Raw genomic sequence first — 21097 nt, 5'->3', positions numbered from 1 at the left:
CCGGGCTGCCGGGCGGTTACCAGTCCGCCGCCGCGTGCCACCCGGGCTGCCAGGCGGTTACCAGCCGGCTGCCGGCGGCTGGACCAGGCCGCCACGTGCGTCCAGCGGCCGTCAGACCGCGGCCTGGGCGAGCGTGATGATCCCCGCCGCCATGAGGGCCGCGGCCCACATCCGGTCCACGTTGAACCAGGCCCTGCGCAGGAAGGTGAGTCCGGCCACCTCGTAGGCGAACACCGCGACGGTGCCCGCGACCGTGAACATGGCCAGCGTGTGAAGGGCGGCCACGCCCAAACCGCCCGTGATCGCGTGGCCCCTGTGCAGGCTCGTGAAGACCGGCATCAGCATCAGCCCGGCGCCGTGGGCGGACGACATCAGGAACGACCAGGCGGCGAGCTGCGGCAGCGACAGGCGCATGCCCACCCAGCGGAAGTGCCTCTTGGACAGCAGCCGCCACAGCCCGAAGCCGACCAGCAGCACTCCCCCCGCGACCGACAGCACAGTGCCGGTGACCAGCGAGCCGGTGGCGCCGACGACGAGCGCGACCAGCGCCACCGACGCGAGGTGTCCTGCGGCGATCACCGGAAGCGACTGGAGCAGTTTGTCCCTGCTGTGCTCCTGAAGCCCGCGCGCCACGGCGAAGAGCCAGCCCATGGCCGGGTTGAGGCCGTGAAAGGCGCCCAGCAGGATCACCGCCGCGATCGTCATGGATAGCAGTAGGAGTCGGAGGAGGCGTCGCCGCCCTGCAGCCGTACCTGGTGGGGTCGCAGGCCGCGGAAGTCGTCGCCGTGCGGGAAGAAGCGCTCGTCGAAGGTGAACGAGCCGGTGTCGATCTTGGCCAGCCAGGCCCCCACCCCCTCGGGGTAGAACTGGTCGTCCCACGCGCCGTAAAGGGAGTTGCTGACGTAGACGCGCTGCCCGTCGCGGCTGATCTCGACCATCTGCGGGCCGCCGCGCAGGGGCAGCCCCGGCTCGGCCGGATGGGCCGCCTGCCGGACGATCCCGCCGATCGTGAGCGAGCCGGTCTCGACGGGCTTGAAGGGGTCGGAGACGTCGAACTGCTTGAGCTCGCCCGTGCCCCAGCAGGAGACGTAGAGCCGTTGGTCGTCGACCGACAGGTCGATGTCGGTGACCAGCGGAGGCACCGCGCCGAACGGCTTCAGCAGCGGCGGCAGGTCCTCCGGCGAGGCGGGCTGGGCGGGGATGTCGATCACCTTGCGCACCTGCCGGCGGCCGCCCTCGTCGAACCAGAGCCAGACGGAGGCCGACAGGTCCTCGACGCTGATGACGACGCCGGCGAAGCCGTACGTCCTGGTCGGATCGTGGGCGGGGCGCAGTTCCAGCACCATCTGGTACTGGTCGCCGAGATCGATCTCCTGCACGTGGCGGCGCTTGCGGAGATCCCAGAAGTGCAACTTGTGACCGTATTTCCGGCCGAGCAGCAGCTCCCCCACCAGCCCGTCCTCGATCATCGAGGGTGTCCCCCACTCCGAGGTCACCACCACGTCGTGGGTGATGTGCCACCAGAAGTCGTAGGCGAGGTACTGCGGCCCGCGATCGACCTCCCATCGGCCGAGCACCTCGAAGGAGTTGTGGTCGAGGATCGCGATGCCGCCCGGGCCGTCCTCCCCGTTGGCCCCGCCCAGCGCGGAGACGTAGATTCCTTCGGGGCCGCAGTGCACGGTGTGCGGGCGCGAGTAGCCGGCGCGCCTGGCCAGCTCGGCCGGTTCGATCACCTTCACGATCTCCGGGCTCACCCGGTCCTTGGTGTCGAGGATGTAGATCCGCGACGAGCGCAGCCCGGGGACGACCAGGAAGCGGCGTTCGATGTGCGGGTGCGGCGCGTAGGGGCACAGCGCGCTGCTGCACGCGTTCCACCCGAAGTGGTGCAGTTCGTCACCGGTGTAGGCCATGTCCGTCCAGCCGGCGACCGTGCCGTAGTCGGCGGAGCCCGGATCGGTGTCCAGGACGGCCATCGCGTCCGGCCTGGCGGCCGAGCGGTCCAAGGTCGCGACGTAGGCGAACCGCTCGGGCGGGGCGTCCGCCGCGTCGCGAGGCGACGGATAGAAGGTCGGGTCAGGTGTCCAGAGAGCCATGCATCCAGCGTCTCTCCGTTCCCAGGCCGACCAGGTAAATTTCTCGTCTGGACGACCTGATGCCGGGCTGCGGGCTCGTCGCGGTCGTTGTCCGCGAGGCCGGAGCCTTCACGCAGCTCGACGTTGATCACCGGGCGGTACTCCAGTCCCGGCAGTTCCTCCAGCGACAGGCAGAACCTGGCGATGCGGGCGGCGTACGGGTTGCCCTGGTAGAGGCCGTACTCGATGTCCTGCGGGTAGAGGTTGGCGCCCATGTAGGAGATCGTCGAGTCCTTGCGGCCGAACAGGAACAGCAGCGGCAGGTTCATCCGCTCGTCCGTCCAGGTGGCGGCGTAGTCGGTGCCCAGCGCGCGCCTGACCTCGGCCAGCGTGTGCAGCCTGGCCTCGTCGCCGACGTTGTAGCGCAGCTTCGGCTGCAGGCAGCTCTTGGTGTTGATCGTGCACAGCAGTTCGCCGGAGGCGTTGACCTCCAGGAACGTCTCCAGCGGGTTGTAGTGGAAGATCATCGGCAGGCGCTGCTCGTCCGGGCCGAGCAGGGCGTCGCGCAGCCGCTGGTCGGTGGCCAGCCGCTTGCGCAGCCGTACGGTGAACCCGCTCTCCGCGCCCATACCGATGGTCAGGTCGCTGGCGCCGTATCCCGAGCGGACCTCCTCGAAGCGCTCCTCCAGGTAGTCGCGGAGCGCCTCGGTCATGCCCTCGCCGCCGACCATGCCGCGGATGCGGTAGTCCTGCCAGGGGAAGCCTGCCGCGTCGAGGCGGTCGCGCAGGTGCTTGAGGAACGGCGGGTAGGCGGCCACCACGTAGTCGTAGCCGGGGCCGAAGTGCTCCAGCGTGTCGGCGATCTTCTCGAGGTCGGGGCCGGTGTTCTTGACCATCGCGATGCGGGCCATGGCGGCGCCGGTGGTGGTGCCTGTCGCCCAGGCGCCCATCGAGTACGCGTTGATCACGAACAGCCTCTCGCCGGGGAAGACCAGCTCGATGTATCCGGCGGCGTTACGGTAGATGCCCTGCAGCTCCCGGGGCCCACGCACCCAGTTGTACGGCTTGCCGCTCGAACCCGACGACTCGTCCACGATCACGCCCGGCCGGTGCAGCCTGCCTTCCTGGCAGCGGCTCTGCTCGTCGTAGACGGAGGCGTAGTTCTGCTTGGTCGTCTCGGGGAAGTCCGCCAGCCGCTTCGCGTGCTCGGCGCCGTGGTCGCGCAGGAAGTCCCGGTAGGCGGGCACGTCCACGGCGGCGAACTGGCAGGCCACGCGGGCATGTGTGCGGGCGAGCCGGTCGAGGACGGGGTGATAGGTGCGGGCCACGAACCGCCACAGGGCGGGATGCATGGTGCCCAGGTGGTAGACGCCGGTGAGCAGCCATGAGAAGGACTGCAGCCTGGCCCTGCGCCATCGCTGGCGCGGGGTGAGCCGCCCCAGGCTCGGACTCTTGCGGGTCATACCGGCGTAACCTAGCGAACACCAATCAACATTCGCTTAACGCCCCACCTGTCCCGTGCCCATTGAAATTAGAGCAATTCTCCAGAAAAATGCTCTGGCATGGGGTCCACAGTGGTGGTGACCGGCGGCAACCGCGGCATCGGATACGCGGTGTGCGAGCGGCTGGCCGGCGAAGGTTTCAGGGTGCTTCTCGTCGCGAGGGATCAGGAGCGCGGCGCCAGGGCCGCGGCGAGCATCAGCGGCGACGTCGAGTTCGTGGCGGGCGACCTCACGACGATCGCGTCGGTCCGGCGGCTGGCCGACGAGCTCCGCGGCGGATGCCCGCGCATCGACGTGCTCGTCCACAACGCCGGGGTCTGGCCCAGCCGCCGCACGTTGACCGAGGACGGCCTCGAGGAGTCCTTCGCGGTCAACCACCTGGCGCCGTTCCTGCTCAACCACCTGCTGGAGGACAGGCTCGGCCGGGTGGTGCAGGTCAGCGCCGGCCTCTACGTCAAGGGCAGGGCCGAGGTGGGCAGGACCTCCGTGGGCGCGGACTTCCACCAGATGCGGACGTATGCCGACACCAAACTGTGCAACCTGCTGACCGTGCCGCTGTTCGCCGAGCGCTGGCGGGCGTCCGGCGTCACGATCGACGCCGTGCACCCTGGAGTGATCCGCACGGGGCTGGGTGATCGTCGCGGGCCCGTCGGATGGCTGCTCACGATGGTCAAACGCAAGTGGGCCACGCCCAAGGAGGGCGCCGGTCCCGTCGTGGGACTGGCGCACGGCACCGGCACGGGCCGCTACTTCCATCTGACCGAGGAGGTCCCCCTTGAGGGACCGGCGCTGGACGGCGAGCTGGCCGGGCGCATCTGGAAGGAGGCCGAGACGCTAACGTCGGCGGGGTGACCAGGCACAAGCGCAGCGAGGAGACGACCAGGCGGCTGCTCGACACCGCGCTGGACGTCCATCCCGGCGATTTCACCCTGCGAGCCGTGACCACGCTCAGCGGCGTCAGCATGGGCAGCCTGTACCACCACTTCGGCAGCTTGGAAGGGCTGGCCGCGGCACTCTACAGCCGGTGCATGGGCGACCTGCTCGACACGCTGGTCGCCGCCGTCGAGGACTCCGCGAGCGCTCGCGACGGCGTACGGCGGGCCGTGGTGGCCTATCTCGGCTTCACCGCCGACCACCCGGACAAGGCGCGCTTCATCCACGCCGCGCCGTACGCGATCGACCTCGGCCCGCACGCCGAACGGATCGCGGCCGACAAGGCGCCCCGCCTGAACAGGCTCATCGCCTGGATCCGCCCGCACATGGACGCGGGCACGGTCGCCCGCCTGCCGATGGCACAGGTGGAGATGCTCCTGATCGGGCCGGTCGCCGAGGTGACCAGGCGCTGGCTGGCCGGCGCTCCGGAGATCGACCTGGACGAGTCCGCGAGGGTGCTACCCGAGCGGATCTGGCAGGCCCTGCGGAAGTGACGCGCCGCGCACCGCCGTGCCGTCCGGGTCACAGGCGGCGGATCCGGCCCCTCATCGCCGGCCGGTGACCCATGTCGCGATCTGCACCCTGGAGGAGAGCCCGAGCTTGGCCAGGATGTGTTCGACGTGCCCTTCAGCGGTGCGTTGCGCGATGACCAGCTTGGCGGCGATCTCCTTGTTGCTCATGCCCTGGGCGACGAGTTCGGCGACCTCCAGCTCCCTGGGAGTGAGCGCGGAGACCCGCCCGGACCGCCCGCCGGGTGTGCCGTCACGCCTGTCGACGTCCAGCGCGTAGTCGACGGCCTGCTCGAGAGACAGGCCCGCGCCTTGCTGGAAGGCGGTCGTGTACGCGCGAGCTCCCAGGGCCCTGCGCACGCGTGCCTCGCAGATGTTGTGGAAGTCGGCGAAAGGCAGCAGGCCGGGCAGGGCCGTACCGATCGACTGCCAGACCGTGCCGGCGGCGCCGAACAGCCGGGCGGCGCGCTCCCCCTTGCCTCCCGCCGCCGCCACCCAGGCCAGCACCTCCAGACACTCGGCGACGCCCCACCGGTCGTCGTGGGACCGCATGACGCCCAGCCCCTTCTCCACCAGCTCTGCCGCCTGCGCCTGCTCGCCCTGGAACCAGCGCGCCAGACCCACCACCCACAACGCGTTGGACCTCGACAGGTACGCGCTGCGGTCCTCGCACATCGCCAGGCACTGGGCGGCGAGCGATTCGGCGAGAACGTCGTCGCCCAGTGCCGAGTGGACGATGACCAGATGGAACAGGGCCATCCACACCCCGGCCTCGTCACCGTTGGCGTGGTAGCGCTCGCGCGCCTCCTCCAGGAGGGTGAGCGCGCTCTGGAAGTCGCTCCGGAAGTAGGCGGTCAGCCCTGAGAAGTGCGCGGCGGCCGCCATGGCGGTCGGATACCCCAGCCGCTGGGCCAGGTCACGGCACTCGCGCAGGAGGGGCGGGGCCGCGTCCACGTCGCCCTGCCGCAGCGCGAACCAGGCGGCCACCCACAGGGCGTCGGCCCTGGCCGGGGTGGCCTCGGGAGCCAGCTCCAACGCCCGTTCGAGCCAGTGGCGGCCCTCGTTGAAGGAGCCGGCGAGGGAGATCCAGTAGTGCCACAGCGAAGCCACGATCTCGAGCGCCGCGCCCGCCTCGCCAGGCTCGCCGAGACTGAACTCCAGCGCGGCCCTGAGGTTGGCCCTGTCGTCCCGCAGCCGGTGCACCCACTCCAGCTGGTGGGGGCCGAACCACTCCTGGAGAGCCCGGCCGGCCAGGCGCCGGTAGTGGTCGCGGTGGCGGCGCCGCAGGGCCGGCTCCTCACCGGAGCTCGCGAGGATGGACTGGGCGTACTCCCTGATGGTCTCGAGAAAGCGGTATCGCGCGGTGCCGGTGGTCTCCGTGCGCACCAGAATCGACTTGTCCAGCAGCCCGACGATGAGGTCGAACACGTCCTGCGCCGGGATGCCGTCGCCGGAGCACACCTGCTCGGCGGCCTCGAGGTCGAAGTCGCCCGAGAACACCGACAGCCGTGCCGCCAGTGTCCGCTCGTCGGCGGAGCACAGCTCGAAGCTCCAGTCGATCGCCGCGCGCAACGTCTGGTGGCGGGGGACGAGGGTCCGCCTCTGGGAGGTCAGGAGCTCGAAGCGGTCGTCCAGCCGGTCCAGGATCTGCGTCACCGAGAGCGCTCTCAGCCGCGCCACGGCCAGCTCGATGGCCAGCGGAATGCCGTCCAGCCGCGCGCACAGCGCGGACACCGCCTCGATGTTGCCGGCCACGGAGAAGGCCGGCTGGACGGCCGCGGCCCGTTCCGCGAACAGGTCCACCGCGTCGTACTGGGCCGGAGCCGTCGCCGGCCGGCCAGGCTCGGGGAACGACAGCGGCGGCACCGTGAGAACGTATTCGCCCTCCGCGCCGAGGATCTCCCGGCTCGTCGCCAGGATCCGCACCTCGGGAGCCGCGCCCAGCAGCTTGCCGGCCAGCATCGCCACCGCTTGGGGCAGGTGCTCGCATCCGTCCAGCACCAGGAGCAGTTGCCTGCCCTCCAGGAGCTCCATCAGGCTGGACATCGGCCGCTGGGGTGACTCGTCACGCAGCCCCAGCGCCTCCGACACGGCATGCGGGAGCGCCTCCCCGTTCCGCAGCGTCGTCAGGTCGACCAGCCGCACACCGTCGCGGAAGGCCCGCCCGGCCTCGGCCGCCAGCCGCAACGCGAGCCGGGTCTTGCCCACTCCTCCGACACCGGTCAGCGTCAGCATGCGGGTCTCCGCCAGAAACCGCCGGGCTTGCGCGAGCTCCCGGCGGCGACCGACGAAACTCGTCAACTCGAGCGGAAGGTTGCCGTCCACCTGCTTCCGCCGCTCCACGACCATGTTTCACTATAGGCGCCCTCGGGGCAGCGCCCCCGTTGACGTACCAGGTCAAGCCGGGTACGCCCCGCCCCGGACGCCGTGGCCTTCCGGGTCCCGCCCTGTCGCTCGTGGCGAGACGGCCGGGCCGCCGAGCTCACGCGGCGGCGCGCCGACCGGCCGCGGCCGTCTGGGCCAGCACGGTCCTCGCCAGCATGTCGGCGTGCCGGAGCAGCGGCGCGTCGGCGTGAGGACGGGCGAAGCCGGACACCGCCCACCTGCCCATGGCGAAGCGCCGGGGATGGGGGACACCGTCCTGCCCGAGCAGGCGCCCATCGGCCGGCCACACGTCCGGCAGGCCCGACGCGTCGCGGATCTCGCCCCTGGCGTAGAGCCCTGCGATGAGCGGATCGGTGCTGCGGTCGACGCTCGGCGCGGGCAGTCGCGCCTCGACCAGCGCCCGAGCCTCCACCGAGCCGGGGACGGTCGGGCTCGTGGCCCGCCAGGCCCCCGCCCGCTCCTCCTGCTCGATCCGCAGATCGGCTCCCAGGAAGGTGACCACGCCCGCCCTGGCCAGCGCCCGCAGCTCGGCCAGCCGCGGCCCGGGCGGGCCACCGGCCAGGAAACCGGACAGCCTCTGGAACCAGGGATCCCGCGCCGCCTCCGGCAGGGCGTCGTGCACGGCGAACAGCCCGTGGATCATCGCCAGGTCGGCGCTGTACGCGGCGTCGGCGCGCCGCTCCAGGTCGGCCGCCAGGTAGCCGTGCATCCACCGCTGCAACCCCGCCGAGTCGCCGAAGCGCATGCCGCGCAGCGGCCGCTCCAGCCTGTCCAGGTGTAACCGGTCGGCGAAGCGGGGCACGGCCTTGGTGACCAGCGCGCGCATCTGTCTGCCGCCCCACGCGGCCGCCGCGAAGGCGTCCAGGAACGCGGCAGGCTCCAGCCTGGTCCTCGACGGGTGGGCGGTGAACAGCTCGCGGTAGTACGCGTAGGCGAGCTCCTTGGCGATCAGCTCTCTGAGCTCGGCCGTCTCCGCCGGCAGCGCGCCGGGAGTGAGGAACCGCGGGGGGCCGGGCGTGGGGCCCGCCAGGCGGTAGCCGGTCCTGGCGTGGAACGGCACCCCTCGGCGCGATCCCACGTGCAGCAAGGGCTCGGCACCGCTGGGCCGGTAGACGGGTTCTCCGTCCTGCGACCGGGTGAAGCGGCCACCGCGGCCGGTGGTGAGCAGGACCATCAGGTCGAAGAACGCCAGGCCCGCGCCGCGCATGAGCACCGGCCGGCCCGCCGGGAGCTCATCCAGCGAGAGGTCGGCGGGGTGTCCTGTGGGCAGGTAGAGCAGGTTGTGGCGGACGGCGAACGCGAGCTGGGCGTCCTCCTCAGGAGTGGGCAGCACGCCCTGCCGCCCCTGAGCCAGGATCACCGCGTCCGCTTCGAGCCACCTCCCGCCCGCCAGCTCCACCCGCTGGCGACCGGGGAGTTCGGCCAGCCCTGTCGCCTCCTCCCTGTGCACGTGCACCCGCACGTTGCCGGGAGCCGCGCGTACGGCACGCTCGAACACGTCGGACAGGTACCGGCTCAGCGCGGGGCGCGGAGCGAAGTGGCCGGGATCGCAGCCCAGCCATTCCGCGAGCGAGGGGCCGGGCCGGATCGGTCCCTCGCAGCGAACCGACCCGTCGGTGTAGAGGGTGATGTCGGCGGCCGCCGATTCGGCCCACAGGAGGTCGAGCCGTTCCGCCTGCCGGACGGCACCGGGGCCGTGGGGATGCGGATCCACCACGTGGAGATCGAGCACGGTGTGCCCCAGGAGTTCGGGGGCGTTGGCCAGGATGCGCTCGACCAGGCACGTCCCGGTCGGTCCCGCCCCGATCACGGCGATCGCGCCCATCGGCCCCCTCCCGGCGAGCAAAACCTATTTACAAGGTAGGTAATAGCGGGTTAGCTGTCAACGTGGATGGCACGATCTGACCGTGGCCGCCGCCCTGTGCCAGGAGACCGCCGTGATCGAGCGCGGCCGGATCGTGGAGCAGGGGGCCAGGAGCGCTCGGCGGAGACGGCGGAGAGCCGGGCGTGAGGGGAGAGAGTGGCGTACCGTCACGGTTGTGACGCCCCCGCTTGATCCACCACCGCCGGCTCCCCGCACACCCGTCGTCACCGGCCACGACCGCGCGTGGCCGATCCCGCTCGCCGGGGGCGGCGTATGACCGGCTTCGGCCCCCGCGTGGTCCTGGTGCCCGATCTGGGCGAGAACCTGGCACGCGCGATGGAGGAGCTGGAGGACTTACTGCTGATCCTGCAGGGCGCCGAGGACGAGGGGGCGGCGCTGCCGAGCCCGCTGGCGGGCGGGGCCGCGCTGGCCGCGCTGCGGCGGCTGTGGCGGGCGGTCGCGCCCACCCAGGGGCGGCGCGCCGCCGAGTCCTGGCTCGCGGGGCGGCTGTACGGCCCTGGTCTGGTCGAGCACGTCCCCTTGCGCCTGGTCGACGTCGACCCGATCGACGTGGCGACCCTGTCGGCGACCGCCCGGGTGATCGGCATCGGCGCGGGCGGCGTCGGCGCGGTGCGCGAGGCCCTGGAGTCCGACCGCGGGTACCTGTCCGGGGCCGAGCTCGTCGTCGCCGCCGCCCGCATCAGCGGTCTGCTGGACCTGGCCGACACGGCCGAGTCCATCCTGCTGCGCGAGCGCCTCGCCGCCGCGGGACCCGGCGCCGACGTCGTCCTCACGCCGGCCCAGGAGGCGGCCTACCAGGCCACAGCCATGCGGCTCGACGCGATGTGGCCTCGCCGCTGATCCGAGGCCGGCCGCCAGGCCGCCGATCCGTCAGAAAGATCCTGGTCGCGAATGACCTGCGGCGATTAGAGCGGTAGGCGGGCAGATGGCAAGCTTGGGCCGTGCGTGTGATGTTGCTTGGCCCGTTCGAGGTACGCGACGACGACGGCCGCCCGGTCGAGATCCCCGGCATCAGGGTGCGGACACTGCTGGCCAGGCTCGCGCTCGAGCCGGGACGCGTCGTGCCGGTCGAGGTGCTGACGACGGCCATCTGGGGCGACGAGCCCCCGGCGGGCAGCGCCAACGCCCTGGGCCGCGCTGTGCGGGATGCCGGATCTGAGCGGGTTCGACAACCTGGTGCGGCCGGCGGAGCGGGCCCGTGCCCTGCTCGGAGACGAGCCGTACACGGCGGCCTACGACAGCGGTGCCGCGCTCACGCGCGACGCCGCGATCCAGGCCGTCCGTCCGGGCTGAACGACGCGGGGCCGTTCGGCCGTCCCGACCTGCCTCGGCTGCCCGCTAGCGGTACTCCTTCAGGGTGATGGCCTCGGCCGTACGGCGGGCGGAGTCGGCGATCATCTGCTTGCCCGGCAGGTACGGCATGAGCCGCATGTACTGGTTCAGGAAGGCGGTCATCAGGCGACCCTGCGGGACCACCATCCTGCTCACTCCCTCACCGGACTTCTGGGCGCCCCCGGCGTACTCGCGCATCGCCTCCTCGTAGCGGGGGAACGCCACACGATGGTCGCCTCCGGCCGCCGCCAGCTCGCCCGCCAGCACGTACGCGCCGACCACGGCTAGGCCTGATCCCATGCCCGACAGCAGGCAGGGCGAGTACGCGGCGTCGCCGAGCAGGGCGACCCTGCCCCTGGACCAGCGATCCATGCGAACCTGCGCGACCGAGTCGAAGTAGAAATCGGGCGCGTCCCACATGGCCGCGAGCGCGCGCGAGGTCTCCCAGCCGACGCCTTCGAACGCTTCGGCGAGGATCTTCTTCTGCTGCATGACGTCGCGCCTGTCGTAGGCCAGCGGGGGTGACCCGAACAGGAACATGGCCCTGGCCTCGGTGTTGTGCCGCGCGCTGTAGATGGCGACCAGCTTGCCCGGCGGGCGGTACGCCAGGCCGGTGTGGTCGAGGCCGAGGTAGTTGTCGAGAGGGAAGGCGGCGCAGTGCACGCCGAGATGGCGCACGTAGTCGGTTTCCGGGCCGAAGGCCAGCGCCCTGACGGTGGAGTGCAGCCCGTCGGCCCCGATCACCAGGTCGAACCGCCGGACCGGGGCGCGCTCGAAGGTGACCGTGACACCGTGGGCGTCCTCGGCCAGGCCGGTGATGGTGTCGCCGAACAGGTACTCGGCGTCGGTGGCGTCGAACAGCACGCGTGACAGGTCGCCTCGCAGGATCTCCACGTCACCGGCGAACAGGTCGGCGGGCATGCTGCTGATCTTCTTGCCGGTGGCGCTGACGTACGACATGGCGCCCATGCCCGTCTGGTTGCGCCGGATCTCGTCGAGCACTCCCATCTGGCGCAGGACGGACAGGTGGGCCTTGCCGCGAAAGTCCACGGCGTGGCCGCCGTCACGCAGCGCGGGGGCTGTTTCGACGATCGTCGGGTTGAAGCCGTGGCGACGCAGCCAGTGGGCCAGGGCGGGGCCTGCGACACCGGCGCCGGAGATGAGGATGTTCACGGGGAGCTCCTTCGGGGGTTGTGAGCGCGTCACTCGAGGTTGCGCGGCACGGCTCACCACCCGCTCACCGTCCGCTCACCGGGCGGAAGGCGCGTGTCCTGCCCGTCGCTGCGGGCTACGTCATGGCCTCGACCTGGGCGCGCACCTTCGCGATCACTTCCGGCGGCAGCGGGGCGTAGCCGAACAGAGACAGGTACGACTGGCCCGCGTTGCCGGCGGTGTAGCGGAGGAAGCTGCGCACCAGCGGGTCGGAGCCCTTGCGGCAGGCGACCTCGTAGGTCACCAGGACGATCGGATAGGCGCCCTTCTCCTTGGTCGTGTAGTCCAGCTTGATGGTCAGATCGCCGTTCTTGTCGACCATCTCCGCACCGGTGAGGCTCCTGGTCGCGCTCTCCGGCGACAGCGCGACGAACTCGCCCGCGGCGTTCTTCACCTTCGCGATCTGCAGCTCGGCGCTGCTGGCGAAGCCGTACTCCATGTAGCCGATCGAGCCTGGGGTGTCCTGGACGGCGTCGGTGATGCCTCGGGAGCCTGCCACACCGCGGCCTCGCGCGGGCCACGCCCTGGACGGCTGGTACGGCCAGCCGCCCGCCGCCTTCAGGTAGGTGGTGAAGTTGTGGCTGGTGCCCGAGTCGTCGGAGCGGTGCAGGGCCTGGATACGTGCGCGAGGCAGGCGGGCTCCGCGGTTGTCGGCGGCGATCTCGGCGGCGTCCCACTGGGTGATCCTCCCGCTGAAGATGCCGGACATGGTGGTCGGCGAGAGCTTGAGGCCGCGCACCGACGGCAGGTTGTAGGCCACTGCGATGGGGCCCACCACCATCGGCAGGTGAAGCGCGCGGCCGCGGCAGCGTTTGTCCGCCAGCGCCTGCTCGTTCGGCTTCAGCGGGACGTCGGTGCCGGCGAAGGAGGTCACCCCCGCGATGAAGTCCCGCACCCCGGCTCCCGAGCCGTTGGCCCGGTAGTCGATCCGCAGACCGGGATAGATCTTGTGGAAGTCCGCGCGCCATGCGTCCATCGCGCCGAGCTGCGCCGACGAGCCGGAGCCTTGGATCGTGGCGGTCTCACCGGCCACGACGACGGTGTCGGGCGAGTCGTTGACGCACGAGGTCAACACGAGGGACGCCAGCGCGAGGGGCACGGCGATTGCTGTCATCTTCGGCACACACTCGACGTTATGAAGGACATTCCCCGATTTGGTGAATCAGCTCGCAAACCGGTCGCAACGCACAGTCATCGACTGGTCAAGCCGGTTCGGGCTCACGGCGGGTCAATTCCACCCAAAGTCGCAGGTAGCCTTGCATGCCGAGCCGGTGGGCGTCCGCCGGACGTTAGCGGTGCAAACCGGTGGGTAGCGGACAAGTGTGCGGCCGCCATCAGTTGAGCAGTCGAGCCTGCCGCCGGAGAACCGTAAGTGAATCGCGGAACGTTCCAGGTGTCTCCCCCGCCACGCCACTCAAATGATGGAGATGTGTGTGTTCAAGGCAACCCGCAGACGAGCGGCGGTGCTCGCAGCCCTCATGGCCGCCGGGCTGGCGCTGATCCCCGCCGCCGCGGCCGTCGCGTCCGCCGGCTCCGGCCGTCCCGCCATCATCGGCGGGCAGGCGTCGGCGCAGCCGTACTCGTTCATGGTCTCCTTCCAACTGCGTGACCTGCCCGAGCACCACTGCGGCGGCGCCCTGGTCGCCGCGGACTGGGTCGTCACCGCCGCGCACTGCAAGGGCCTCATCAAGCCCGGCAAGACGCAGGTACGGGTCGGCTCCCTCGACCGCGACAAGGGCGGAGTGGTAGCAGGCGTCAAGCGCTTCGTCACCTATCCCGGACAGGGCCACAGCGGCAGGAGAGGGCCGAAGGCCGACATCCTGCTGGTCCAGCTCGACCGGAAGGTACCCCTTGAGCCCATCCGCGTCGCCGACGAGCCCGGCGCGGTGGGCGAGCCGACCCGCGTCATCGGCTGGGGCCTGGTGTGCGAGGACAAGAACGATCCCGCCTGCAAGACGCAGCGGCTCCACGAGCTCGACACCGTGCGCGTGCCCGACGACAGGTGCGTCTTCCTCCACCGCGGCGCCGAGCTGTGCACCGGCGAGCGCCAGGGCCGTGCGGCCAGCGCCTGCAACGGCGATTCCGGCGGCCCGCAGATCCGGCAGGTGGCCGGCAGGTGGGAGCTCATCGGAGCCACCTCGCGTGACGGCGACGACGTCGAAGACCCCATGGACGGCGGCGCCGGCTGCTCCACCAACCCCGACGGCGGTCCCGGGGTCGGGATCTGGACCGACGTGACCCACTACCGCGCCTGGATCACCGAGACCATCGGCGCGGGGCTGCACAGCGCCTCCTGATCACAGGCCGGCGTCGGCCCCCTCACGGTAGAGCTCGGTGAGCAGTTCGACGGCCGCCGGCGTGGCCGGGTGCGGGTCGTCGCGCCACCAGGCCAGCCGTACGGGGATGGGCGCGGCATCGCGCAGCGGCCGGTAGACGATGCCCGGCCTGGGGTACTGGGCGACGGACCCCTCGGCGGTGACCCCGACGCAGCGTCCCGTCGCGATGACGGCGAGCCAGTCGTCGATGTCGTTGGTGTACTCGACCTGCGGGCGAGCCTGCGCGGGCCACAGGTCGAGCGTGGTCGTCCCTGTGCGCCGGTCGATGAGGAGCGTGCGATCGCTGATCTCGGCCAGGTGGATGGAACGGCGCCTGGACCAGGGATCGTCGGCCGCCACGGCGCAGAAGCGCCGCTCGAGCCCGACGATCACGTCGTCGAAGCGCCGCGGGTCGGGCGGGATGCGGACGACGGCGAGGTCGCACGCGCCTTCGGCCAGCCCCGCGGTGGCGGAGTTGGTGCGGACGAGCCTCAGCTCGGTGTCCGGGCGCAGGGCGGCCCATCGGCGTTGAAAGGCCAGCGTGTGGCGGCCCATGGCCGACCACGCGTAGCCGATGCGCAGGCGGGTGTGACCGGTGGCGGATGGGACGAACTGCCGCAGGCTGGGCGCATGCAGACGACGGAACACGCGTCCCCAGCCGTCGGCGCCTACCCTGAGCAGGCGCGCTGGGCGGGCGCCGCGATGCTGTTCGGCAGCGGCCTGTCCAACCAGGTCGGCGCGGCGATCGGGGCGCTGGCCTTTCCCGTCATCGGGCCCGCCGGTGTCGTGGCCATGCGGCAGTGGGTCGCCGGGATCGTCCTGCTGGCCGTCGGCAGGCCGAGAATCTGGACGTTCACCTGGCGGCAGTGGTGGCCCGTCCTGCTGCTGGCGCTCGTCTTCGGGACCATGAACCTGTCGTTGTACAGCGCGATCAACCGGGTCGGCCTCGGCCTGGCGGTGACGCTGGAGTTCCTCGGGCCGCTGGCCGTGGCCCTGTCCACCTCGCGGCGCCGGGTGGACGTCGCCTGCGCGGTGGTCGCGGGTCTCGGCGTGGTCGCGCTGACCCGCCCGCAGCCGACGACGGACTATCTCGGCATCGGGCTCAGCCTGCTGGCGGCGGTGTGCTGGGCCTCCTACATCCTGCTCAACCGCACCATCGGCCGGCGGCTGCCCGGCGCCGAAGGATCGGCAGCGGCCGCCGGCCTGTCCGCGCTGATGTTCGTGCCCGTCGGCGTCGTCGTCCTCGTCCAGCACCCGCCGACCTTCGAAGCCCTGGCCCGCGCGGGCGCGGCCGGGGTGCTGTGCTCGGCTTTGCCCTTCCTCGTCGACCTGTTCGCGCTGCGCCGGTTCCCCGCCCACTTCTTCGGGGTCTTCATGAGCGTCAATCCCGTCCTGGCCGCGCTCGTGGGCCTGGTGATCCTGGGCCAGTCGCTGGAATGGAGCGCGTGGCTCAGCATCGGCGCGATCGTCGCGGCCAACGCCGTCAGCGTCCTGGCGCCCGGCCGGCGGGACGCCACCGGTTGATCGAGCATTGACAGCGGTCCCGCCTCCGCGAAAGATACGGTCATCCGTACAACATGTGGAGGCTGTATGAGGCTTCTGGCCGCCGTGGTGCTGTTACTGGGCATCATGGTCTCCCCCGCGCACGCCACCGCCACGATCGAGTCCCTCTACAAGGTCGCGGGACCGTGGACGGTCGCCACCGCCGACGTCGGCACCGCGTACAAGCTCTACTACCCCGCCGACCTCGGCGCCGGAGGCTTCAAACACCCGATCGTCACCTGGGGCAACGGCACGAACGCGGTGCCTTCGCAGTACGCGGGCGTGCTCGGCCGGCTCGCCTCCTGGGGTTTCGCGGTGGTCGCCTCGACGGACAAGACGACCGGCACCGGTGCGGAGATGATCGACGCCGCGCGGTACCTGGTCGACAGGAACGCCGATCCGGCCAGCGTCTTCCACGGAAAGCTCGATGTGACCAGGGTCGGCGCCGTCGGCCACTCGCAGGGCGCGGGCGGCTCGGTCAACACCGCAACCAAGTCAGGCGGCCTGATCACGTCAGTGGTGCCGATCGCGCTGCCCGCCCCCGGACTGGTGAGCGCCGGCGACAGGTTCTCCGTGGACCTGCTGACCTGTCCCGTGCTGTTCCTCAGCGGCTCGAACGACTGGCTGATCTCCCCGCACTCCGCCGTCCAGGGCTACTACAACGCCGTCCCCGGCGCCGCCGCCAAGGCCATGCTCAAGGGGGCGGGCCACAACACGATCCAGGGCACGGGCGGCGGCTTCCTCGGATACCTGACCGCGTGGCTGATGTACACCCTGCAGGGCGACCCCACCGCGCGCGGCGCCTTCGCCGGCCCCGCTCCCGAGATCGGCGCCAACCCGTCGTGGGAGAACGCCGCCCAGAAGAATCTGCCCTGACCGCGCCGTCCACCGTCACCGCAGGTGCCAGCCGCCGTCGACGGGGATGACGGCGCCCGTGGTGCGGTGCGCGGCAGAGGAGAGCAGCCACAGGACGGCGGCGGCGATGTCGGCGGGGTCGCACAGCGCGGCCCCCAGGGGCATGAGCCTGGGAAGCCTGGCCTGGATGGCGCGATCCGCCTGGGCGCGACGGCTCATCGGGGTGGCGACGAGACCGGCGGAGATCAGGTTGATCCGCACGCCGCGCGGGGCCGCCTCCCTGGCCGCCGATCTGATCAGCGGGATGAGCGCGCCCTTCGCCGAGGCGTACGCCACCGTGCGGAAGTCGTCGTCGATCGAGGTGCCCAGCGCCGAGCCGATCACCACGATCGAGCCGCCCTGCTCCATGACCGGGACGGTGGCGCGCAGCAGCCGGAACACCGACTCGTGGTTGACCCTGTGCACCTCGCTCCAGGCCGCGTCGCCGCACTCGGTGATGCCGCCGTCGCCGAGCGACCTGCCGGACATGCCGACCGCGTGCACGACTCCGGTGATCCTCCCATGGGCGGACACCGCCCTGGCGACGGCCTGCTCGGCGCCGCCGGGCCTGGTGATGTCGATACCGTCGGCCAGGTCGACGCCGAAGGCCGTGCCGCCGGCGGCCCGCACGACCTCGACGCAGGCCCTGCCGATGCCGCCATGAGATCCGGCCACCAGGACGGTCATGGCTTCCTCAGCACCTCGGCCGCCCTGCGGGCGTGCTCCAGGTAGGCGGCCTCGAACAGCTCCTCGGCTCGCCGCGGCCCGACGAGCTTGGCGCTGGAGATGACCGGCGGCAGCAGGCCGTCCCCTGCAAGCCGCTCGGCCGTACGGACCTTGATCTCGTTGACCACCGCGACGGCGGCCAGGGTGCTGCCGGGGCCGACCGGCTCGGCCACCCCGTCGATCCCGCACAGCGCGTCGCCGACGGGCGTGCAGAGGTCGACCACCACGTCGGCGTGGTCGGCCAGCCGGGTCCCGCTCGGGTGGGCAGGCTCGGCCGCGGTCGTCTCGCGCATCGACGTCACCGCGATCACGGGCACACCGGCCTTGCGCAGCCCCATGGCCAGCTCGATCGGGACCGCGTTCAGCCCGCTGACGCTGAAGACGATCGCGGCGTCGGTCGGCCGCAGCTCGTAGTTGGCCAGGATCTGTCCTGCCAGCCCCTCGACCCGCTCGATGAACATCGCCTGCCGCATCCCGTTCGGCCCGCCGACCTGCGTGTAGAACGTCATCGACAGCTCCACGATGGGATGGAAGCCCGGGTACGAGCCGTAGCGGGGGAACATCTCCTCCACGCCCATCCGGGAGTGCCCGGTGCCGAACGTGTGCACCACGCCCCCGCCGCCGATCACCCGCGCGGCGATCGAGGCCGCGGCCTCGATCGCCTCCTCCTGGCTGCGTTCGATCTCGCCGAGCAGCTCGACCGCACGCCTGATCCACTTCATGCCGACGTCCCTCCTCGAAGCGCCGACGCTTCTCCCTGGTGTGGCGACGGTCCTCCCCGGGGTGGCGACGTCTCTCCCGGCAGTGGCGACGGTTCTCCGCGGAGCGGGGCGCCGACGGTCAGCACCGCGCTCTGGAACCGGGCCCCGCCGCCGACGCGGAGCTCGCCTGACGGGCCGGGTTCGACGCCGAGCAGGCGCAGGTAGGCCAGCAGGGGCTGGGCATGCGCGTGCAGGTTGGCCACCGGGTAGGCCTGCATGGCGACGCCGACGTCGGCCAGGTCCCACGTACGCCCCGGGCGCGCCGACTCGGGCGGCAGGTAGGCGTCCGGCCCCGACAGGGTGCCCTCCCAGACGTCCGGGTAGGCCGCGGCGTGCGCGGCCAGCGACATCCGCCGCCACCATGCCCACCCGAGCTCGGGGGCGTGTGCGGCCGCGGCCCAGACGAGCGTCATGTTGATCGCGTACCAGATCGCGCCGTCGGCTCCCGGCGCGGCGGGCCACCTGACCCTGGCGCCCAGCGGGGACCCGGCGGCGGCCGTGTCCTCGATCCGCTCCAGCAGCTCGCGCGCCTGCTCGGGCGGCGCGGCGCCGCAGAGGATCGCCCACGGCTGGACCTCCAGCCACAGGTCGTCCTCGCCGACCACGGCTCCAGGACCGTAGGCGCGGCGGAACCAGCGCCCGTTCCACTCGCCGACCACCAGGGCGCGCAGTTCCTCGCCGAGCTCGCGCGCCTCGGCCCCCGTGGCGTGGTCGCCGAGCCGCTCGGCCAGCGCCGCGTAGCGGGGCAGCACCCATGCGGCCATCGCCGAGTTCAGCACGGACTCGCCGTGCTCGATCATCTCCTGCCTCGGCACGCCGCTCATGGAGATCGCCAGGTCGTTCCAGTCGGCGTTGAGGATGCGCACGTGCCCGTGCCCGCCCCTGCCGACGACGTCGGCGAAGAACCGGAACTGCCGCCGCAGGTTCTCCCCGAGCGGCACCGCCTGCGCGGCGTGCGCGGGGTGGTACGGCACGGCCTCGCCGAAGGCCCACGCGTCCCCTGTCGCGGCCAGGTACTCCGCTCCGAGCCACAGCGCCCACAGGTTCTGGTCGGAGGGCCGGAACAGCTCGGTCCACGGCGACTTGTCCGGCCGCAGCGCGTACGGCAGGTCCCCGTCGGGACTCCCCCACGCGCACGTGTTGCGCAGCACGGACAGGGCAAGGTCGGGCTCGGTGTACACGAGCGGCAGCGCGTGCTGCAGCGGGTCGCGCGCGGCCCCGTTGAAGCCGTGCCTGAACGAGTAGCACGATCCCTGGTCCAGGGTGTGCCCGCCGAGCACGCCGTCGGCGCACGCGCCGCCCGTCAGCAGCGCCGCGTGCCACGGGATCTCCCGCTCGGCCTCGGGGGCCTGCGCGGCACGCGCCCGCGGCAGCCGCGCGGCCAGCTTCGCCAGGCTGTCCTCGAAGCCGGCACCCCCGAAGCCGGCGCCTCCGAAACCGGCGCCTCCGAAACCGGCGCCTCCGAAACCGGCGCCTCCGAAACCGGTGCCCGCGCCGGCGGCGGCTCCGGGGGCGGCTCCGGAGGCGGCGTCCCCGGAAGCCGTGCCCGTGGCGTTCCCGGAGGTGTCCTCGGCGAGGAGGCCGTAGCGGAACTCCAGGACCGTCTCGTTTTCCAGGTCGAGCGCGACGGTGAGCCGTCCCGACCCGCTCCGCTCCCCGCCCGGCGACTCCAGTTCGAGCCCGGGATCAGCAGCGGGAGCGGAGCCGCTGATCAGCCTGATGTCGGCGGGGCGGCTGTCCCACTCCTCGGTCAGCGCCAGCCGTAAGGGCTCGCCGGTCAGGTTGCGCACCCGCAGCCTGATGAGGACCCACGGCTGCTCACCCTCGGGGCAGAGCACCGTGCGCTCGATCGACACGCGCTCGTCGGCCGCCCGCACCACCACGAACGTCGGCCCGAACAGGCGCTCGGCCGTGGATCCCTCGGTCGAAAGGTCACCGATCCTGCTCACGCCGGTGCCGCGGGTCAGCCAGCGCAGCCCGGTGTGCTCGTCGAACAGGTCGCAGCGGCCGAAGTTGTCGGCGACCAGCGTGATCCGCCGGTTGCCGAGGTGGACGACGTGCCTGCGCGTCGGCGGGTCGAGGATCGGGTCCCACAGCGCGCGCGGGTCGCGCTCCTGGTCCATGGTGTAGGAGAAGGCGGGCAGGCCGTGGAGGGTCGTCCACTCGCCGAAGGCGCTCACGGCCCGGCCTGGCCGAGCAGGACGTTCTTCGCGTCGTTGAGCTCGACGGAGAAGACGGCCAGGTCACCCCTGGCGTGCCGGATCGTGTACTCCAGGGGCAGGCCGGCCTCGGTGGCCGTCGTCCTGCTGGTCGCCAGGAGGGCCGCGGCCATGGGGACGTGCAGCAGCCCGGCCAGCCGGTAGTCGGCGTTGACCGCGCCGATCGTCTCCCTGCCCGAGGCGGGGCTCAGCCCGTACTTGAGCCGCAGCAGGCCGTACAGGGAGCCGGTCAGGTCCTCTTCGAGGATGCCGGGCACCAGCTCCGAGGGGAGATGGGCGCTCTCGATCATGCAGGGCTCGCCGTCGAGGAGCCTGAGCCGCTCCAGGAAGACGATCTCCGCCCCCGCCTCGAGCCCGAGCGCGGGTGCCACGGCGGCGGGGCACGGCCGCGGTTTCGCCTCCAGCACCCGCGTGGTGGGCCTGCGCCCCAGCCTGGCCATCGCCTCGGTGAAGCCGGCGGGCCTGGCCCCCAGCTCGGAGGCGACCCCGAGCGGCGCCGTGTAGGTGCCGCTGCCCTGCCTGGCCACCAGCAGCCCCTCCTGGACGAGGTCGCCGATCGCCCGCCGCGCGGTCGCCCTGCTCACCCCGGCGAAGGTCATCAGGTCCTTCTCGGCGGGGATGGGGGTGTCGGGCGCGTAGTCGGCGATCACCGCGCGCAGGCGCTCGCGCAGCTGGTAGTAGAGAGGGACGGCTGCGCCGGGCTCGAGTGCCAGCCGCCGCGCCCAGTCGATGTCGGTCATCCGCCCTCTTCCCAATTTGTACGGACGACCGTATCTTTTCCGCCAACAGGGTCCCTGTCAACGGAGGTGC

The 21097-nt window shown here is 71.8% G+C and carries 18 protein-coding genes; 7 read left to right on the top strand and 11 right to left on the bottom strand.

Annotation, left to right across the window (positions count from 1 at the left end):
- Window positions 1-111 precede the first annotated feature (111 nt).
- Window positions 112-705, bottom strand: coding sequence for a hypothetical protein (locus AC3EO4_RS34130; protein ID WP_379569962.1), 594 nt, complete (start codon window positions 703-705; stop codon window positions 112-114).
- Entirely contained in the window at window positions 702-2093 is a 1392-nt protein-coding gene (locus tag AC3EO4_RS34125; RefSeq protein ID WP_431899510.1) for a selenium-binding protein SBP56-related protein, read from the bottom strand. Before AC3EO4_RS34125 ends, AC3EO4_RS34130 begins: the two co-directional genes overlap by 4 nt.
- Window positions 2094-3634: 1541 nt before the next feature.
- On the opposite strand from AC3EO4_RS34125, the gene AC3EO4_RS34120 reads away from it, so the two are divergent.
- Window positions 3635-4426 carry an SDR family NAD(P)-dependent oxidoreductase gene (locus AC3EO4_RS34120; protein WP_431899509.1) on the top strand — a complete coding sequence of 264 codons (792 nt, stop codon included), beginning with the start codon at window positions 3635-3637 and terminating at the stop codon, window positions 4424-4426.
- Window positions 4423-5001, top strand: a complete 579-nt coding sequence (locus AC3EO4_RS34115; RefSeq protein ID WP_431899507.1) for a TetR/AcrR family transcriptional regulator — start codon at window positions 4423-4425, stop codon at window positions 4999-5001. Before AC3EO4_RS34120 ends, AC3EO4_RS34115 begins: the two co-directional genes overlap by 4 nt.
- Window positions 5002-5052: 51 nt before the next feature.
- Here the strand turns inward: AC3EO4_RS34115 and AC3EO4_RS34110 are convergent, their stop codons facing one another.
- Together AC3EO4_RS34110 and AC3EO4_RS34105 are read right to left on the bottom strand one after the other, a co-directional pair.
- The gene (locus AC3EO4_RS34110; protein ID WP_431899505.1) at window positions 5053-7251 is read right to left on the bottom strand and encodes an ATP-binding protein; all 2199 of its coding nucleotides are present in this window, start codon (window positions 7249-7251) and stop codon (window positions 5053-5055) included.
- Between the two features lie 247 nt (window positions 7252-7498).
- Entirely contained in the window at window positions 7499-9226 is a 1728-nt protein-coding gene (locus AC3EO4_RS34105) for an FAD/NAD(P)-binding protein (protein WP_431899503.1), read from the bottom strand.
- 312 nt (window positions 9227-9538) lie between these two features.
- On the opposite strand from AC3EO4_RS34105, the gene AC3EO4_RS34100 reads away from it, so the two are divergent.
- Entirely contained in the window at window positions 9539-10126 is a 588-nt protein-coding gene (locus AC3EO4_RS34100) for a hypothetical protein (protein ID WP_431899501.1), read from the top strand.
- A gap of 306 nt (window positions 10127-10432) precedes the next feature.
- On the top strand, window positions 10433-10579 hold the full coding sequence (locus AC3EO4_RS34095; RefSeq protein ID WP_431899499.1) for a hypothetical protein: 147 nt from the start codon (window positions 10433-10435) through the stop codon (window positions 10577-10579).
- Window positions 10580-10624: 45 nt separating this feature from the next.
- Here AC3EO4_RS34095 and AC3EO4_RS34090 read toward each other — a convergent pair whose 3' ends face one another.
- The gene (locus AC3EO4_RS34090; RefSeq protein WP_379569985.1) at window positions 10625-11791 is read right to left on the bottom strand and encodes an FAD-dependent monooxygenase; all 1167 of its coding nucleotides are present in this window, start codon (window positions 11789-11791) and stop codon (window positions 10625-10627) included.
- A 115-nt stretch (window positions 11792-11906) separates the two neighbouring features.
- Window positions 11907-12944: a phosphate ABC transporter substrate-binding protein PstS gene (gene pstS, locus AC3EO4_RS34085; RefSeq protein WP_431899497.1), complete on the bottom strand. Its 1038-nt coding sequence runs from the start codon at window positions 12942-12944 to the stop codon at window positions 11907-11909.
- Window positions 12945-13263: 319 nt separating this feature from the next.
- On the opposite strand from pstS, the gene AC3EO4_RS34080 reads away from it, so the two are divergent.
- Window positions 13264-14127 (top strand): S1 family peptidase, encoded by an 864-nt coding sequence (locus AC3EO4_RS34080; RefSeq protein ID WP_379569989.1) that lies wholly within the window; start codon window positions 13264-13266, stop codon window positions 14125-14127.
- Here the strand turns inward: AC3EO4_RS34080 and AC3EO4_RS34075 are convergent, their stop codons facing one another.
- Window positions 14128-14793: a LysR substrate-binding domain-containing protein gene (locus AC3EO4_RS34075; protein WP_379569991.1), complete on the bottom strand. Its 666-nt coding sequence runs from the start codon at window positions 14791-14793 to the stop codon at window positions 14128-14130.
- Here AC3EO4_RS34075 and AC3EO4_RS34070 point away from each other — a divergent pair.
- Both AC3EO4_RS34070 and AC3EO4_RS34065 read left to right on the top strand, forming a co-directional pair.
- A complete protein-coding gene (locus tag AC3EO4_RS34070) occupies window positions 14776-15669 on the top strand; it encodes an EamA family transporter (protein WP_431899494.1) in 894 nt (297 codons plus the stop codon). The genes AC3EO4_RS34075 and AC3EO4_RS34070 overlap by 18 nt on opposite strands.
- A gap of 66 nt (window positions 15670-15735) precedes the next feature.
- The gene (locus AC3EO4_RS34065) at window positions 15736-16563 is read left to right on the top strand and encodes a poly(ethylene terephthalate) hydrolase family protein (protein WP_379569995.1); all 828 of its coding nucleotides are present in this window, start codon (window positions 15736-15738) and stop codon (window positions 16561-16563) included.
- Between the two features lie 15 nt (window positions 16564-16578).
- Here the strand turns inward: AC3EO4_RS34065 and AC3EO4_RS34060 are convergent, their stop codons facing one another.
- From AC3EO4_RS34060 to AC3EO4_RS34045, 4 genes are read right to left on the bottom strand one after another with little or no spacing between them, the layout of a single operon-like run.
- The gene (locus AC3EO4_RS34060; RefSeq protein ID WP_431899492.1) at window positions 16579-17268 is read right to left on the bottom strand and encodes an SDR family NAD(P)-dependent oxidoreductase; all 690 of its coding nucleotides are present in this window, start codon (window positions 17266-17268) and stop codon (window positions 16579-16581) included.
- The gene (locus AC3EO4_RS34055) at window positions 17265-18029 is read right to left on the bottom strand and encodes a sugar isomerase domain-containing protein (protein ID WP_379569999.1); all 765 of its coding nucleotides are present in this window, start codon (window positions 18027-18029) and stop codon (window positions 17265-17267) included. The genes AC3EO4_RS34060 and AC3EO4_RS34055 overlap by 4 nt, the downstream gene beginning before the upstream one ends.
- Entirely contained in the window at window positions 18026-20248 is a 2223-nt protein-coding gene (locus AC3EO4_RS34050; RefSeq protein ID WP_431899490.1) for a GH36-type glycosyl hydrolase domain-containing protein, read from the bottom strand. The genes AC3EO4_RS34055 and AC3EO4_RS34050 overlap by 4 nt, the downstream gene beginning before the upstream one ends.
- Window positions 20245-21027, bottom strand: a complete 783-nt coding sequence (locus tag AC3EO4_RS34045) for a GntR family transcriptional regulator (RefSeq protein ID WP_379570003.1) — start codon at window positions 21025-21027, stop codon at window positions 20245-20247. The genes AC3EO4_RS34050 and AC3EO4_RS34045 overlap by 4 nt, the downstream gene beginning before the upstream one ends.
- Between the last annotated feature and the right edge of the window lie 70 nt (window positions 21028-21097).

This window comes from Nonomuraea sp. bgisy101 (assembly GCF_057708945.1).
Note: the sequence above shows the minus strand (reverse complement) of the source record. Positions and strands in the feature narration are given on the sequence as shown.